This window comes from Microtetraspora malaysiensis, assembly GCF_001528665.1.
Classification (GTDB): domain Bacteria; phylum Actinomycetota; class Actinomycetes; order Streptosporangiales; family Streptosporangiaceae; genus Microtetraspora_A; species Microtetraspora_A malaysiensis.
In genome coordinates, this window is record NZ_BBYJ01000008.1 from 41,492 (window position 1) to 56,836 (window position 15,345).

Annotated in this window: 14 protein-coding genes; 8 read left to right on the forward strand and 6 right to left on the reverse strand. The window is 71.7% G+C overall.

Annotated elements, in window-relative coordinates; translation table 11 throughout:
• Positions 1-29: 29 nt before the first annotated feature.
• Positions 30-1,019 carry a GlxA family transcriptional regulator gene (locus AWQ71_RS10475; RefSeq protein WP_067130584.1) on the reverse strand — a complete coding sequence of 330 codons (990 nt, stop codon included), beginning with the start codon at positions 1,017-1,019 and terminating at the stop codon, positions 30-32.
• 86 nt (positions 1,020-1,105) lie between these two features.
• On the opposite strand from AWQ71_RS10475, the gene AWQ71_RS10480 reads away from it, so the two are divergent.
• The 4 genes from AWQ71_RS10480 (at position 1,106) to AWQ71_RS10495 (ending at position 4,641) form a co-directional block, all read left to right on the forward strand.
• On the forward strand, positions 1,106-2,380 hold the full coding sequence (locus AWQ71_RS10480; protein WP_067130587.1) for an MFS transporter: 1,275 nt from the start codon (positions 1,106-1,108) through the stop codon (positions 2,378-2,380).
• Complete coding sequence (locus AWQ71_RS10485) at positions 2,377-3,054, forward strand: peptidyl-tRNA hydrolase (RefSeq protein ID WP_067130588.1); 678 nt, start codon at positions 2,377-2,379, stop codon at positions 3,052-3,054. Before AWQ71_RS10480 ends, AWQ71_RS10485 begins: the two co-directional genes overlap by 4 nt.
• Positions 3,055-3,162: 108 nt before the next feature.
• The gene (locus AWQ71_RS10490; protein WP_067130591.1) at positions 3,163-4,098 is read left to right on the forward strand and encodes a hypothetical protein; all 936 of its coding nucleotides are present in this window, start codon (positions 3,163-3,165) and stop codon (positions 4,096-4,098) included.
• 51 nt (positions 4,099-4,149) lie between these two features.
• Positions 4,150-4,641, forward strand: coding sequence for a DUF1269 domain-containing protein (locus AWQ71_RS10495; protein WP_067130595.1), 492 nt, complete (start codon positions 4,150-4,152; stop codon positions 4,639-4,641).
• 64 nt (positions 4,642-4,705) lie between these two features.
• Here AWQ71_RS10495 and AWQ71_RS10500 read toward each other — a convergent pair whose 3' ends face one another.
• Positions 4,706-6,571: a CASTOR/POLLUX-related putative ion channel gene (locus tag AWQ71_RS10500; protein WP_067131505.1), complete on the reverse strand. Its 1,866-nt coding sequence runs from the start codon at positions 6,569-6,571 to the stop codon at positions 4,706-4,708.
• A gap of 104 nt (positions 6,572-6,675) precedes the next feature.
• Between AWQ71_RS10500 and AWQ71_RS10505 the strand changes: the two genes are divergently transcribed.
• The 3 genes from AWQ71_RS10505 to AWQ71_RS10515 all read left to right on the forward strand — a co-directional run bounded on the left by AWQ71_RS10505 (position 6,676) and on the right by AWQ71_RS10515 (position 9,404).
• On the forward strand, positions 6,676-7,272 hold the full coding sequence (locus AWQ71_RS10505; protein ID WP_067130598.1) for a Maf family protein: 597 nt from the start codon (positions 6,676-6,678) through the stop codon (positions 7,270-7,272).
• A gap of 154 nt (positions 7,273-7,426) precedes the next feature.
• Positions 7,427-8,203, forward strand: coding sequence for an EI24 domain-containing protein (locus AWQ71_RS10510; protein WP_067130601.1), 777 nt, complete (start codon positions 7,427-7,429; stop codon positions 8,201-8,203).
• Between the two features lie 130 nt (positions 8,204-8,333).
• Positions 8,334-9,404, forward strand: coding sequence for a DUF4192 domain-containing protein (locus tag AWQ71_RS10515; RefSeq protein ID WP_067130603.1), 1,071 nt, complete (start codon positions 8,334-8,336; stop codon positions 9,402-9,404).
• A 344-nt stretch (positions 9,405-9,748) separates the two neighbouring features.
• On the opposite strand, the gene AWQ71_RS10520 is transcribed toward AWQ71_RS10515, so the two are convergent.
• Complete coding sequence (locus tag AWQ71_RS10520; protein WP_067130606.1) at positions 9,749-10,102, reverse strand: hypothetical protein; 354 nt, start codon at positions 10,100-10,102, stop codon at positions 9,749-9,751.
• A 392-nt stretch (positions 10,103-10,494) separates the two neighbouring features.
• On the opposite strand from AWQ71_RS10520, the gene AWQ71_RS10525 reads away from it, so the two are divergent.
• Complete coding sequence (locus AWQ71_RS10525; RefSeq protein ID WP_245658210.1) at positions 10,495-11,124, forward strand: DUF1707 and DUF4870 domain-containing protein; 630 nt, start codon at positions 10,495-10,497, stop codon at positions 11,122-11,124.
• 19 nt (positions 11,125-11,143) lie between these two features.
• On the opposite strand, the gene AWQ71_RS10530 is transcribed toward AWQ71_RS10525, so the two are convergent.
• The 3 genes from AWQ71_RS10530 to AWQ71_RS10540 form a co-directional block, all read right to left on the reverse strand.
• Positions 11,144-12,085 carry an aminoglycoside phosphotransferase family protein gene (locus AWQ71_RS10530; RefSeq protein WP_067130608.1) on the reverse strand — a complete coding sequence of 314 codons (942 nt, stop codon included), beginning with the start codon at positions 12,083-12,085 and terminating at the stop codon, positions 11,144-11,146.
• A gap of 65 nt (positions 12,086-12,150) precedes the next feature.
• On the reverse strand, positions 12,151-13,677 hold the full coding sequence (locus AWQ71_RS10535; protein ID WP_067130611.1) for an ATP-dependent DNA ligase: 1,527 nt from the start codon (positions 13,675-13,677) through the stop codon (positions 12,151-12,153).
• Between the two features lie 52 nt (positions 13,678-13,729).
• Positions 13,730-15,229 (reverse strand): glycosyltransferase family 39 protein, encoded by a 1,500-nt coding sequence (locus AWQ71_RS10540; RefSeq protein WP_084258762.1) that lies wholly within the window; start codon positions 15,227-15,229, stop codon positions 13,730-13,732.
• Positions 15,230-15,345 lie beyond the last annotated feature (116 nt).

Here is a 15,345-nt window from a genome sequence, read left to right on the forward strand (position 1 = left end):
ACCTGAGCCTAGCCAAATCGGGACGCCGGTCAGCGGGGGCCGGGAACGCGGGAGCGGAACGTCTGGCGATAGGCGAGGGGGGCGACGCCGACCGCCGCGTGCAGGTGCTGCCGCAGTGAAACGGCGGTGCCGAACCCGGCCTTCCTGGCGATCTCGTCCACCGACAGGTCGGTGGTCTCCAGCAGGGTCCTGGCCTGCTCCACCCGGCGCCCGGTGAGCCAGCGGGCCGGGCTGAGCCCCGTCTCCTCGCGGAACCTGCGGGTGAACGTGCGCACGCTCATCCGGGCGTGCGCGGCCAGCTCGGTCAGATCGACCGGCTCGTGCAGCCGCTCCAGCATCCAGGCCCGGGTGGGTGCGGTGCCGGCGCCGCCGGGGGCGGGCAGGGGGCGCTCGATGTACTGCGCCTGCCCGCCCTCCCGGAACGGCGGCGTCACGCACCTGCGGGCCGCCCGGTTGGCCACCTCGCTGCCGTGGTCGCGGCGTACCACGTGCAGGCAGAGGTCGATCCCGGAGGCCACACCCGCGGAGGTGAGAATGTCGCCGTCGTCGATGAACAGCACGTCGGGGTCGAGCCGTACACGGGGGAAGAGCCGCTGGAACCGCCGGGCGTGGTACCAGTGCGTGGCGGCCGGTCGATCGTCGAGCAGGCCGGCCGCGGCGAGGACGAACGCCCCCGTGCAGATCGACATCATCCGGGACCGTCTCGCCGCCGCCTGGAGCGCCGAGCGGAGTTCGTCGTCGATCGTGCCGGCGGTGAGCGCGGATCCGCCGTGGACGCCGGGCACGATGACCGTGTCGGCGGTCTCCAGGACGCTGAGGTCGTGGTCGGGCAGCACGTGGTAGCCGGCCGAGCCGCGCACGGGAGCGCCGCCCGGCGAACAGGTGCTGATCTCGTAGAGCGGCCGCTCCGCCGGGCCCCTGGCCACCCGGAAGACCTGCCCGGGGACGCCGAGGTCGAGGGGCGCGAAGTCGTCGAGGGCGACGATCACGACGCGGTGCGGGGGCGCTTCGGGAGCCATGGCCGGATTCTTTCACATATTGGCTTTCAGGCCACTCGTGGCCCGATATCGCCCCATCTGATGATGTCCGGGTGACATCCAGAGGGTTGAGAATCAGCCGTCCGCACCGAGCGTGGATCGTGGCCGCCGTCGCGCTGGTCGCCATCATCGGCGCGGCCGGGTTCCGGGCCACGCCGGGAGTGTTCATCACGCCGCTTCAGGAGGAGTTCGGCTGGACGAGGGGCACCATCGGTTTCGCCGTGTCGGTGAACCTGATGCTCTTCGGGCTCACCGCGCCGTTCGCCGCCGCCCTGATGGACCGTTTCGGCATGCGCTCGGTCGTGTCCGCCGCGCTCGCCCTGGTCGCGGCCGGCAGCGGGGTCACCGTGTTCATGACCGCGAGCTGGCAGCTCGTGCTGTGCTGGGGCGTGCTCGTCGGGCTCGGCACCGGCTCGATGGCGCTGGTCTTCGTCGCCACGGTCACCGACCGCTGGTTCGTACGGCACCGCGGGCTGGTCACCGGCGTGCTCACGGCGGGCGGGGCCGCCGGCCAGCTCGTCTTCCTGCCCCTGCTGGCCCATCTCGTCGAGATGTCGGGATGGCGGACGGCGGCGCTGGTCGTGACCGCGTGCGCGCTCGCGGTCGTGCCGCTGGTGTGGTTCCTGCTTCGCGACTCTCCCGAAGAGCTCGGCCTGCGGCCGTACGGCGCGGCGCCGGACGCCGAGCCGCGCGTACGGCCGGCCGGGGGAGGGGCGGCGGCCCGCGCGCTCCGGACGTTGCGCGACGCGGCGCGCACCCGGGCGTTCTGGTACCTCGCCCTGGGCTTCGGGATCTGCGGGGCGAGCACGAACGGCCTGGTCGGCACGCACTTCATCCCGGCGGCGCACGACCACGGCATGCCCGAGACCACCGCGGCCGGGCTGCTCGCCGTCGTCGGGATCTTCGACATCGTGGGGACCGTGTTCTCCGGCTGGCTCAGCGACCGGATGGACGCCCGGGTGCTCCTGGCGGTCTACTACGTGCTGCGCGGGCTGTCCCTGGTGATCCTGCCGTCGCTGTTCGCCGACAGCGCCCAGCCGAGCATGCTGGTGTTCATCATCTTCTACGGCCTGGACTGGGTGGCCACCGTGCCGCCGACGGTGGCCCTCTGCCGGAAGATCTTCGGCGCGAACGGGGCGATCGTGTTCGGCTGGGTGTTCGCCTCCCACCAGATCGGCGCCGCGTTCGCCGCCACCCTCGCCGGGGTGACGCGCGACCACCTCGGGAACTACGACCTCGCCTGGTACGGCGCGGGCGTGCTCTGCCTGGCCGCCGCCGTGATGTCGGCGCGGATCACCACCCGGGTGAGCGAGACACGCCGGGCTGGGATCCTGGTCGGATGAACCAATGGGTCCTCCCCCTCGTCGTCCGGATCGAACGCGCCGCTCCCCCTGAGCGCACCGACGCGCTGGAAGCGGCCGCGCACGCCGTGCTGAGACTGCTCGACCAGGACGAATGGGCCGAACCGATCGCGCAGTGGGAGCGCATCGGGATCAGGAAGGTGGTCCGCCGGGCGCGCGGGGCGGAGTGGCGCCGGGCGCTCGCCCTGCCCGGCATCAGCGTCGAGGTGCGGACGGCCGAGGTGCGGACGCATCCGCCGGTGCCGCTCGACGATTGGCCGAGGGACCTCCAGCGCCTCCAGGTCTCCGGCACCGATCTGACCGATTCCGGTGTTCCAGGCCGTCCGGATTCGGAGAGCGCGGTCCTCTGGGTGAACCCGTACCTGGAGATGAGCGCGGGCAAGGTGATGGCGCAGGCGGGGCACGGCGCGCAGCTCGCGTGGTGGGGCAGTGACGAGCGGGCCAGGGACGCGTGGCGCGACGCGGGCCTGGGTGTGGCGGTCCGCGTCGCGTCTCCTGAGCTGTGGAACTCCCTGGTGGACAGCGGTCTCCCGGTGGTGCGGGACGCCGGCTTCACCGAGATCGCGCCCGGATCGGTCACCGTGATCGCCGACGCCCCCTGGCTGAGGCTGGGCGGCTTCCGTCCGGCGGGCTGGGGGCCGCTGCGCGCGACATGATCCTCGTTCCCGAAGTGTGATGGTGATCCCGCCCGAAATACCGCGATATGCCGTACGCTCCCGATCGTGTCACCTGGGGACAATGGGACAAAAGCGGTTCCGACTTATGTGGCGGCCGACGCGGAGACGACTCCGCTGCCGAAGATCGTGGTCCCCCCGCCCGCGCCGCCTGCCCGCTCGGGCAAGGGGCTGGGCGACCTGCCGATGCGGAAGGTCTATCGCCTGATCGCCGGAGCGGTCGCCGTCGTGGCGGTGGGCGTCGGCGGGGCGATCGTGCTGGGCCGCGGCGACGACGCGGCGCCCTCGGCCGCGCCGATCCCGTCGGCCGCGGCGACCGCGATCCCGAGCCTCCCCGTCGCGAACGGCGCCACGGGAGGCCCGGCGGCCACTTCCGGAATCACCCCCTTCGCGAGCCCTCTGGCCGGCTCGCCCGCCGCCTCGCCGCAGGCGTCCTCCGCGACCACCCCGGCGACGGTCACGGCCGTCATGCAGGCCGCGCTGTCCGATCCGCGGCTCCGGGAGCTGCCTGAGCGGGACCACGGGCTGCGCCGCCTCTACGGGCGGCCCACGGCGGCCAGGGGTCTGCTGAAGGACGACCGTTCAGGGGTCGCCTTGCCGCGCTTCGCGAAGGTGTGGAAGCTGACCCCGGCCAGCCCCTTCACCACCCGCCAGATGCTGCCCAAGATCAATGGAACGTCCTTCCGGGGCCTCCTGGTCACGTGCCCGGTGCCGATCCCGGCGCAGGAGAGCGTCAGGGACACCGCCTTCCTGGCCGCCCGGTGGACGCTGAACCACCACCCGTCCGACGCGACGATCTCCTGGACGGCCTCGCAACCCTTGAAGGTGGGGGAGCGGGACGGCTGGCTGCTCGGGTACACCGTGAACTACACGATCAGGGGCAAGAAGCGGCAGTCCATGGCGGCCCTCGCGCTGGTCGACGTGGCCAGGGACAAGCCCGCGCTGGTGTTCGTCACCATCCCCGACACGCAGAGGGCGCACTGGCGGGACATTAATACCGTTATGTCGCGAATTCGCGTGCTTTAAGAGGTAGTCCTCCTGGGGATGATTACGGCCATCCGAAACGGGGGGATCGATATGTCGGATCTGATTGCCGTCGCGTACAACGACGTCGCCACCGCGAACACCGTCCGGGACAAGCTCTTCGAGCTGCAGAAGCAGAACCTGATCAAGCTCGCCGACGCCGCGGTCGCGGAGCGGACCAAGGACGGCAAGATCAAGCTGCACCAGACCACCAGCACGACCGGCATCGGCGCCATGGGCGGGGCGCTGTGGGGCGGTCTCATCGGGCTCATCTTCTTCATGCCGCTCATCGGCATGGCCGTGGGCGCCGCGACGGGCGCCGCGGCCGGCGCGATGACCGACGTGGGCGTGGACGACAAGTTCATGAAGCAGGTCGGTGAGGAGCTCAAGCCGGGCTCCGCCGCGCTCTTCGTGCTCGTCACCCAGAGCACCCCGGACAAGGTCATCCCGCAGATCTCGTCCTACGGCGGCAAGATCATCCACACCTCGCTGTCCAAGCAGGCCGAGGAGAACCTGCGCCAGGCGCTCGCCGGCGTCCAGCAGTGAGCCCGTAAGGGCCGGGCCGTACGGGGGCTCCCGAGCCGCGGAGCCGAGGTCTCGGGTCCGCGGCTCAGCGCTCCGCGAGCACGATCACCGCGTCACCGGGCGCGAACGCGATCGGCCGATCCTTGCCGGGGTTCAACACCACGCCGTACCGCGGCGGTTCGTTGATCCCGGCGGCGACCCGGTAGCCGATCGCGGTCTCGCCGCGCCGCCGGGCCGACTCGATCACGGTCGCGAACCGGAGCGGCTCCCCGATGGTCACGTAGTCCTCCACGGGGCGCGGATACAGCTCCGAGCCCTTGGAGTCGAAGAGGTAGCCGAACACGTCGGCCAGGTACGGGTTCTCCGCGAGCTGCGCGAGAAGGAGCCCGATGACCGTGTCACTGATCACGATGTCGTCGGCCCGGGCGACCTCGGCGAGCACACGGTTGTTCTCGTCGTACATCTCGCTGACGATCGAGTACCGCTCGCCGAGCGTGGACTGGATGTCGCGCAACTGGAGCAACGTCATCAGGGTGCGTGTGTCCGCGTGATGCGGGTCGTACCTGCCGTCGGAGAGTACGATCACGTGCTCGTAGAGCCCGGTACCCAGAGACTCCAGCGCGTGCCTGTCGGTGATGTCGCACTTCTTGGCGTTCGCGGTGAGCCTGGCCAGGCCGGTGAGGTCGCGTCCCGCGGCCGGATGGTCGCTGGCGATGTCGATCGTCGATCCCTCGGGGACATAGCCGTCGAGATACCGCACGATCTGGGGGGCCCTGCCGTTCCAGCCGAGCAGCAGCGTCCGCTTGGGGCCGGGCCGTTCGTGCGCGGTGGCGGCGATGCGGTCCTCCTCCACCGGGACCGCGGCGCCCCCGAGACGGATGAGCGAGTCGTCGTCGGCGATCAGGATGATCTCGTCGTCCGCCGCGATCACCGTGTCCGACGGCGGGTTGAGCGCCACCTTCCCGGCCGAGCGCAACCCGATGACGGTCGCGGTCCGGTACGCGCCGAGCGCCTCGCCGTACGTCAGGCCGGCCAGGGACGGCTCGGACCGCAGGTAGATCTCCGCGCCGTCGAAGTTGAGCAGGTCCATGCAGACGACCGACATGCCCGACTGCCGGGACGACTGGACGATGAGCCGGGACGCCGTGTCGTTGGAGTCGACCAGGTGGACGCCCGGACCGCCCGCGAGGCGTGCCGCCGCCATGTTGCGCGACGACGCGAGGGCGGCCACGACCGGAGGCTGGTCGCCGTCGCGCTTCGCGAGCGCGAGCAGGGTCTTGATGACGTGGGCGTCCGGGTCGTCGCCCTGCGGCGAGAGCACCACGATGGACCTGGCCGTCTCCAGGCTCATCAGGTCGAGGTCCGCCGGTTCCGTCGGGCGTCCGGTACGGCAGACGAGCCGAGTCCGTCCGGTATCGCCCACCTTGGTGCGGATGGCCTGCTCCATGCCCGTCTTGTCGCGGTCGGCCAGGACGGCGATGACCGACCCCCGCTGGCTGGCGTCCGCCTTCACCAGCTCGCCCACGATGGTGAAGACCTGCTCCGACCAGCCGAGGATCACGGTGTGACCGCTCTCGATGATGCGTGAGCGTCCCTTGCGCAGCTCCTCGATCTTGCCCTTGAGCCCGGTGGACAGTACGCCGACCAGCGTGCTCACGATGAAGATGCCGCCGAGCGAGATGGTGAGCATCAAGGCGAGGAAGGGCGCGGTCCCCGAGTCGCTGGCGATCTTGCCTGGGCTGAGAGCGCGGACCAGCGTCATCCACAGCACGCCCGCCAGCCCCGCGTGCTCGAACACCTCGTCCGGTGTGAGCCACAGGGTCAGGGCCGAGACGGCGAGGATCAGCACGAGCGACGCGAGGCCCAGCCAGCCGATCAGCGCCACCGTGCCCTTCGCCATCGTGTTGTCGAACCAGTAGCGCAGCCGTTCCCGGATCGTCGCCCTCGCCACCGAAATCTCCCGGAAGTTCATCAAACAGGTGGATTTATGATCGAAAAACGTACCGGTCCTGGCGGCTCTGTCGTACACGAAAGCCGCCACTAGACTCGGGTCCCGTGACCGAACTCGTTCTCGCCTCCGCCTCCCCGGCCCGGCTCGGAGTCCTGCGTGCCGCCGGGCTCGATCCCAAAGTGATCGTCAGCGGTGTGGACGAGGACGCGATCACCGCCGAGACCCCCGCCGCGCTCTGCCTGGTCCTCGCGAAGGCCAAGGCCGCCGCCGTCGCGGCGTCCCTGGAGGACGGGGTCGTCATCGGCTGCGACTCCGTGCTCGAACTCGACGGCCTTGCGTACGGCAAGCCCTCCTCGCCTGAGGAGGCGGTGTCCCGGTGGAGGTCGATGCGGGGCAGGACCGGCCACCTGCTCACCGGCCACTGCGTCATCGACGTGGCCTCGGGCCGTCAGGCCGCCGCGGTCGGCACGACCGTCGTCAGGTTCGGTGCTCCCACGGACGAGGAGATCTCCGCCTACGTGGCGAGCGGAGAGCCGTTGAAGGTCGCGGGCGCGTTCACCCTTGACGGGCTCGGCGGGTGGTTCGTCGACGGCATCGACGGCGACCACGGCAACGTCCTCGGGATCTCCCTCCCGCTGCTCCGCCGCCTGCTCGGGGAGATCGGCGTCCCCGTCACGAGCCTCTGGACGTCGGCGGGCTGATCTCCGGACGCCGGCCTCCGGGCGGCGTGCCGATCACCGGGCACGGATCTCTGGGCGGCGCGCCGATTCCCGGACGCGGGCCCCTGGGCGGCGGGCGGAATGCTGACGCGTGAGGAGATCGCGGCACATGATCCGAGGCGCTAGCCTGCCGGACATGAGCGACATCGTACGACCTGCCCAGCGCGAGGCCGGTGGCTTCCTGAGGGGCGTCGGCTGTGCCTTCAAGGGGCTCGGGTGGGTCGCGCGACACCCCCGCTGGTGGCTGTTCGGCCTCATCCCCGCGCTGATCGCGTTCGTCCTGTACGCCTTCGCCCTGGTATGGCTTGGCACGCACGCCGGCGACGTCGCCAAGTGGGTGACCCCGTTCGCGGACGGCTGGGGCTGGCGGGACGTGTTCCGCACGCTCGTCGGCATCCTGATCTTCGTGGCCGGTCTCGCGCTCGCGGTGCTCACCTACGCGGCGGTCACCCTCGCCATCGGCGAGCCGTTCTACGAGAAGCTGTCGGAGAAGGTCGAGGAGGACCTCGGCGGTCTCCCCGCGGCCGTTGACGCGCCCTTCTGGCGATCGTTGATGCGGTCGATCCGCGACAGTCTGATCACCCTCGGCTACATGCTGCTGTTCACGATCCCGCTGTTCGTGCTCGGCTTCGTGCCGGTCATCGGCCAGACCGTCGTGCCCGTGCTCGGTGCGATCGTCTCCGGCTTCTTCCTGAGCGTGGAGTTGACCGCCCTGCCGCTGGAACGGCGCGGTATCGGGCGCAAGGAGCGCTTCGCCCTGCTGCGCGGGGAGAAGGGGGCCACGCTCGGCTTCGGCGTGCTCCTCTTCCTGGCCTTCATGATCCCCCTTGTCGCGGTCGTGCTCATGCCCGCCGCGGTGGCGGGCGCCGCGATCCTGGTACGCGAGCGGTTGGCTCCCCCGCAGGAGGTCTGATACCGCGCACGTCACGGCTGCCGGGGCGTCCCCGAACCTCGGCCGGGTCGGAGTTCTCCACAGGTCGCCTGATATCCCCAGAACGCCACTCGGCCGGTTGGCGGGAGAGCGCGTCGGCGACTCTCGGTCCATGACCTCCGTCTCGACCCTCGTGCTCTCCACCCCGGCCGACATCCTCGCGGCCGTGCCGTACCTGCTGGGTTTCCACCCCCGTGACAGCCTCGTCGTCGCGGTGTTCGCGGGCGGCGCCCTGCGGGTGACCACCCGGTGGGACCTGCCGATCGATTCGGGCGCGCTCGACCCGCTGGCCGGACTGCTGCGGCGCGAGCCGATCACCACCGCCGTCCTCGCCGGGTACGGCCCGGCCGCCCTGGTGACCCCCGCGATCGACGCCGCGTCCCGGCTGCTCTGCCACGCGGGCGTCGAGGTCGTGGATGCGCTGCGCGCCGACGCCGGGCGCTACTGGTCCTACGTCTGCGCCCAGGTCGGCTGCTGCCCGCCCGAGGGCACGCCGTACGATCCGGTGTCCGGCAGGGTCGCCGCCGAGGCCGTCCTGCACGGCCTGGTCGCGCTGCCCGACCGGCGCAGTCTGGCCCAATCCGTCGAGCCGTACGGCGGGCTCGCCCGGGTGGCGATGGGGCAGGCCACCCGCCGGGTTGTCGCCGAGACGCGGACGCTGCTGACGGCGGCCGAGCGGCCCGACGAGGCCGCGGCCGCCTTCGTGGCCGGAGGGCGCGCACGTGTCCGGTCGGCGGTCGCCCGCTACGACTCCGGCGAGCGCCTGGGCGATGAGGAGGCGGCGCGGCTCGGACTCGACCTGGCGGTCCTCCGGGTACGCGACGAGGCGTGGGCGCTGATCGACCACCGGGAGGCCCATGTCGCACTGTGGCGGGACCTCACCCGGCGCCTGGAGCCGCGATTCGTGGCCCCGGCGGCCTCCCTGCTGGCCGCCGCGGCATGGCACGGCGGGGACTGCGCGCTCGCCGGTCTCGCGTTGGAGCGCGCGCTGGCCGTCGATCCCGCGTACTCGATGGCGAACTTGCTCTGCCAGGCGCTGCGCCACCTGATCTCCCCCGACGCTATGCGCGACCGCATGCCGACGCCGGAGGAACTGGACGCCCAGCTGGGCCCGCCGCGGATGAGCTGGCTGGTGCCGCTGCTCGCGCTGTTCGTCGAGGAGCCCTCGGTGCCGGCCGGATGAGCCCACGGGGAGGGAGCCCCGGACACCGCAGCCGAGCAGGGGAGCCGTCCCGTGGCGAGCAGACCTTCCGGCCGTTTGGGAAGAGAAATCGCGGTGGGGTGACGTCTCAGGCGGATGACGCGTCCCTGCGCGCCACGAATCAGCGTGTTCGGTGCCCGTGCGGCACAAGGCGAATTCTTAGCCGCATATAGGGCCCCTGTGCGGGGCAGGGCGAGTTCTCGGGCGCACGAAGGGCCGCTGAGCGTGAACTGAGCGAGCCCTTGGGTGTCACGAAGTCGTCTGCGCGCCGGAGCCTTCGCGCGTAGCGAGGGCGAGCCTCGTGCTGAACGGTCGCCCTCCACACGTCACTGCTCGGACTGCCGTCGCTCCTGCTCGCGGCGGCGCTCGTTGTAGGCGCGCATCCGGGCGGGATAGCCCGTGAGCTGCACGTCGTACACCGGAATCGCCAGGTCTCGGGCGACCTTACCGATGACGGCCGGCGACCCGACCCGGCGGCGGGTCCACTCGCCGTCGTGTGCCACGGCGACGGCGGTGGTGTCGGTGGCGAACGTCTCCGGCTCCACATAGAACTCGACGCCGCGCCGTGACCGGGCGAACGCGATCAGGGCCTCGATATCCTCATCGGTGGCCTCCCGGTCGAATTTGGCGACCCGGGGGCCGCGTAGTCGCCTGATTCCGTAACGATCTCGCCATCTCATACCCCTTATATACAGTTCCTGACCGTCATTTCGCGGGGCTGCCGGTATGTCGTCAGTGCTTTGGTTTCATGTCGAGACTGCAACCCGAGACGGGTCCGCGCGGCCGTCGTAATCCGGGCGATTCTCCTGTCCCTCGCATTGGTCCGGGGCCGAAGGCGGAGTACCGCGCGCGTTTGCGGCGGAGCTGCGGTGCGCGCGACGGATAGGGGGTTCTCGGGGGAGACGTCGGGGAGATCCCTGATGACCGGGTCGGCGGAAGCACCCAGGATAGAGGGGGGAGATGCTCTGCCGCCGGCGCGGCGAGGCACACTCGAAGGAAAGGCAGGCAGGTCGTGCCCGTTCCGGCGCCGCCAGGCGTCAGATGCGCGCGACATCGACGAAGGTAGGCATCGATGGCGATGGCAGCGACACCGTCCTGGTCCGGGCGCACGCCCGTCCATCCCGACCTGAGGGTCACGAACAACGACCGTGACCAGGTGGTCGAGCACGTCAAGGCGGCCTACGCGGAGGGCCGGCTGGACAAGCTCGAGATGGACGAGCGGTTGCACCAGGCGATGACCGCGCGCACACACGCCGACCTCATCCCGATCATGGACGACCTGTACGGCCCGCGCGCCGCCGCGTACGTCCCTCCCGCCCCGCCGCCGGGCCACCACATGCGGGGCGCCGGATACCGGCAGCGGGTGGGATACCCGGCAGCCGGGGCCGTCGACGGCGGTGACCGAGTGGGCGGAGCGGCGGCGCACCTGCTGACGCTGGGCGGCCTGTTCGTGATCGGGCCGCTGATCATGCTGCTGACCGCCGGCCGGACGTCGTCCTTCATCAGGAGGCACGCCGTCGAGTCGCTGAACTTCCACCTCACGGTGCTGGGGGCGACGATGCTGCTGCCCTTCACCGTGATCGGGGTCGTGCTCATCCCGTTCCTGTGGATCCTGGGCTTCGTGCTCGCTGTCGTCGGCGGGGTCTCCGCCATCACCGGAGGCGACTTCCGCTACCCCCTCACCGTTCGCTTGGTGAAGTAGGCCGACGGCCCGCCGCCGATCACACGGCGGCTGTCATTCCCTCCCGGCGCAGCAGCGCCGTGGCGATCACGATCTGAGCGGGTTCGAGCGCGGTCTTGCCGTCTTCTATGTCCCACAGGGCGTTCTGCAGCACCCGGCCGAGGCTCCAGCCGGTCGCTCGCCTCCGGTCCAGGCCGAGGACCTCGGTCATGAGGTCGAAGCGGCGGAGCACGGCGCGAGGCGCGTCACCGGTGGCCTCCACCTCGTCCCACCGGTTGCGCAGTGCCGGGAGCAAATCGAACCCCGGGTCACCCGCGAGCGGTTCGGGGTCGATGGCCAGCCAGGGCTCCCGTTCTCCGGCCAGGATGTTGTCGTAGTGCAGGTCCCAGTGCAGCAGGCGGTCGCCGGGCTCGCCGAGCAGTTCGGCGACGGCGGACGCGCAGGAGCGCACGAGCCGCTGTTCGCCGGGAGCGCGCAGCGCCGGCACGGCCCGGGGGACCTGGTCGAGCATGGCGGAGGCGACGTCGGACAGTCGCCGCAGGCCCTCGGGGGCCGGTACCGAGGTCAGACGGGCCATCAGTTCGGCCAGGATCCGCACGGCCGCAAAGTCGTCGGGCACGGAGGACAGGGGCCGGGTCGCGTCCAGCCGTTCCAGCAACTGCGTGGCGCTTTCCTCGTCATGGTCGAGCAGACGCACGACGCCGTCGCCGCCCCACGCCCGCAGGCCGAGGGCGGTGCCGACGGTCTCCTCCCGGAGCTGCTGCAGCTTGAGCACGGCGGGTGCCCCGTCGGCCTGGAGCACGGGTAGGACCAGCGAGGCCATGCCGTACGCGGGCTGGCCGTCGGGCCGCAGTCCCCACCGGTCGAGGAACTCGCCGCCCACGCGGGGCAGCTCGGCGAGCCAGGCACGCGCCTCCTCGCCGTGCGCGCTATAAGACGCGGTGAAGGCGTCAGGAACGTCGATGTACGGTGCCGCGCTCACGGGCACCTCTCCTTCCTGGGCCCCAGGTCGGGATTCACCGGGGGAGCGGTGGGGACAGATCCCCGTCAGGGCATGAGGTCGCGGAGCGTGGCCACCGTGTCGGCCTCCTCCGGCCGCTTGTCGGGGCGGTACCGCAGAACCCGGGCGAAGCGCAGCGCCATCCCACCCGGATAGCGGGTCGAGCGCTGCACCCCGTCGAAGGCGATCTCCACTACGAGCTCGGGCTTCACCGCGACCACCCATCCGTCCGTCGGCCCCTCGGCCAGGCGGAGGAACTGCTCGGTCTGCCAGGTGAGCAGCTCGTCGGTGAGCCCCTTGAAGGTCTTGCCCAGCATGACGAAACCACCGGTCTCCGGGTCGAGCGCGCCCAGGTGCAGGTTGGAGAGCCAGCCCTCGCGCCGCCCGCTGCCCCACTCGGCCGCCAGCACGACCAGGTCCAGGGTGTGCCGGGGCTTCACCTTGACCCACCCGGCTCCGCGCCGGCCCGCCGCGTACGGCGCCTGGAGCGACTTGGCCACCACGCCCTCGTGGCCGTTCCGTACGGCGTCGGCGAAGAACGCCTCGCCCGCCTCGGCGTCGGCCGTCACCAGGCGGGGGGTGACAAGTCCGGCGGGAACGGCGGCGGAGAGCGCGGCGTGCCGCTCCTCGGCGGACCGGTCGAGCAAGTCGGCGCCGCCCACCCGGAGGGCGTCGAAGAAGAACACGCGGAGCGGCACCGCCGCGCGGGCGGTCTCGACGTCGGTGCGGCTCGCCACCCGCCCGGAGGTGACCTGGAACGGCTCGGGCCGTCCGTCCGGGCGCAGGGCGATGACCTCGCCGTCGAGCACGAGATCGCGCTCCGGCAGCCGGAGCAGCGCCTCGACCAGCTCGGGAACCTGCGCTGTGATCTCCTCCAGGGTGCGGGTGAAGACGCCGACCTGGTCGCCGGAGCGGTGGGCCTGCACGCGCACGCCGTCGAGCTTCCACTCGAGCGCCGCCGGGCCGCCGATCTTCTCCAGGGCCGCGCTCACGGACGGCGCGCTCTGCGCGAGCATGGGCGAGACCGGCCGCCCCACCTCAAGATGGAACGCGCGCAGCTCCTCGACCCCGCCGCGCAGCGCGGCGGCGCCCACGGCGGGCAGCCAGCCGCGCAGCGTCAGCGCCCGCCTGACCTCGGTGGCCGGGACGCCCGCCGCCTTGGCAAGGGCTTCGATCATCACGCCGTCGAGCGCGCCCTGGCGCAGCTCGCCGCGGATCAGGCGCCGCAGGAAGGACTGCTCCTGGTAGGTGGCCGCGCTGAAGAGCTCGTCGATGAGCGTCCTGCGCGCCGCCTGCGATCCGGGCCCGGACTGCGCCTTGACCCGTTCGAAGAAGGAGTCGACCTGGGTGAGGGTGGCGGTGGCGATCTGGCGCGGTTCGGGGGCCTCGCTGAGGGTGCGTGGGCCGACGCCGATCTGGCGCTGCGGGATCTCGCCGGACAGATAGGAGATCGCGATCTCGGCTTCGTCGGGCCCCACCCTGCCGAGCAGCTCGGCCAGATGCGCGATCTTGGCCAGCCGCGACGAATCCGCCGCCACGGCGGCCGACGTCCGGGCAAGGTCGATCAGCAACACACCGTCATCCTGCCTCACCGAGCCGGCTCTTGCCCATCCGGGGGACCGGCGGTCAGCTGTAGTGGCGCAGCCCAGGCCACAGTGCCGCCCATGACGTCGCCGGGTCACGGCACACGGTGATGGGCACGCCCTGCTCCTCTCCGGCCATGCCGCCGACGGACGCGACCTGATCGCAGCGGGCGAACCGCCCGGTCAGGAAGGACGATGGGGCGCCCACCACGACCGCGACGCGGGCCGTCTCGGGCGGCGGGCCCCACCAGTAGAGCTCGTTGTGCGGGCTGTGCACCGGGGGCAGGGCGTACTCTCCGGCCCACCGGTCGAGCGCTCCGGCCTCCCCGTAGTTGGCCGCGAGCAGGATGGCACGCGCGCGGTCATCCGCCGGAAGCGCGCGTACGACCGCGGCCACTTGAGCGGCGAAGCCCGGCCAGCCGACCGAGTCGCGGGCGACCTCGTTCGCCAGCGCGACCGGGGTGCCGCGCAGCGACTCCGCCGGGATGACGGGCAGGGCGAAGACGACGTTGGAGACCGCGCCCAGGGCGACCGCGGCCGTGACGAGGACCCGCCGCCGGGGCCGTCCGGCGGCCCATTCCAGCGTGGGCGCGCATCCGGCGGCGAAGAGCAGGAACAGCAGCCCCACCACGTAGTCCGGACGCCCTCCCGTGTAGAGCACGACCGCGCAGCACAGCGGGTACGCGATCGCGAGCGATCGGACGGCGCGGTCGCGCCAGAGCCGGATCCATCCGGCGACCATGACGGGGACGAGCGGCGGCCAGCTCACCAGGACGAGCTGCATCGGGACGAACGTGATCCGGTTGTCGCCTCCCTTGCCGATCTCCAGGGCGGCCGCCATCTGCGCCTGCGGCCAGTCGTGGGTGATCTGGTAGACCACGTTCGGTGCGGCGATCGCCAGCGCGAGCAGCGCGCCGAGCCACAGTCGCGGGTCGCGCAGCACCCTCCGGGGACCGGCGAGCAGGATCCCGGCGCCGACCCCGGCGAGCAGCAGCACGATGAGCTGCCGGTTGTAGGCGGCCACGCCCGCCGTCGCTCCGACGGCGAGCCACCAGCGGCCGTCGCCGCGCCGCAGCGCGCGCAGGATGAACAGGATCGCGGCCGTCCACAGCGGCAGGTCGAGTGTGAGGGTGAGCAGTGTGTGCCCGGCGACCAGCGGGAACAGGCCGGTCGCGATCCCGGCCGCGGCCATGATCTGCGCGGCGCGGCCGCCGCCCAGCTCGCGGGCCACGCAGGCCACGAGGACGACGAGGACACCCGCCAGCAGCGCGGGGACGACGCGAAGCGCGGTGACGGTGTCGCCGAAGAGCGCGGTGGAGATCCGGGCCACCAGCGGGGTGAGCGGCGGGGTGTCGAAGTAGCCCAGCCGGGGACGCTGCCCGAGCAGGCGGAAGTAGAGCTCGTCGCGGTGGTAGCCGTACCAGGGGCTGACCGCGAGCAGGACGGCGGTGGCGGCGAGTGCGATGGCGCCCACCGGCCGGAGCGCGAAGCGAGGAACGGGGGGTTCCCGGTCGGTCCGAGTGATCTGGGGGGTTGTGGCCACGCGGTCATCATCGACGGGAACGCCGCGCCGTGGAACCCCGATCGGCCGGCCGATCCCGATCCCGATCCTGATCCCGATCCGGAACGCCGGGCGCGGGCCTTCACGACGCGGCGCGC

What these genes read in the sequence shown, in the direction of transcription:
- AWQ71_RS10525 (WP_245658210.1), top strand. Translation starts at nt 10,495, where the DNA reads ATGGCGATGGCAGCGACACCGTCCTGGTCCGGGCGCACGCCCGTCCAT.
- AWQ71_RS10510 (WP_067130601.1), top strand. Translation starts at nt 7,427, where the DNA reads ATGAGCGACATCGTACGACCTGCCCAGCGCGAGGCCGGTGGCTTCCTG.
- AWQ71_RS10475 (WP_067130584.1), bottom strand. Translation starts at nt 1,019, where the DNA reads ATGGCTCCCGAAGCGCCCCCGCACCGCGTCGTGATCGTCGCCCTCGAC.
- AWQ71_RS10515 (WP_067130603.1), top strand. Translation starts at nt 8,334, where the DNA reads ATGACCTCCGTCTCGACCCTCGTGCTCTCCACCCCGGCCGACATCCTC.
- AWQ71_RS10520 (WP_067130606.1), bottom strand. Translation starts at nt 10,102, where the DNA reads ATGAGATGGCGAGATCGTTACGGAATCAGGCGACTACGCGGCCCCCGG.
- AWQ71_RS10485 (WP_067130588.1), top strand. Translation starts at nt 2,377, where the DNA reads ATGAACCAATGGGTCCTCCCCCTCGTCGTCCGGATCGAACGCGCCGCT.
- AWQ71_RS10495 (WP_067130595.1), top strand. Translation starts at nt 4,150, where the DNA reads ATGTCGGATCTGATTGCCGTCGCGTACAACGACGTCGCCACCGCGAAC.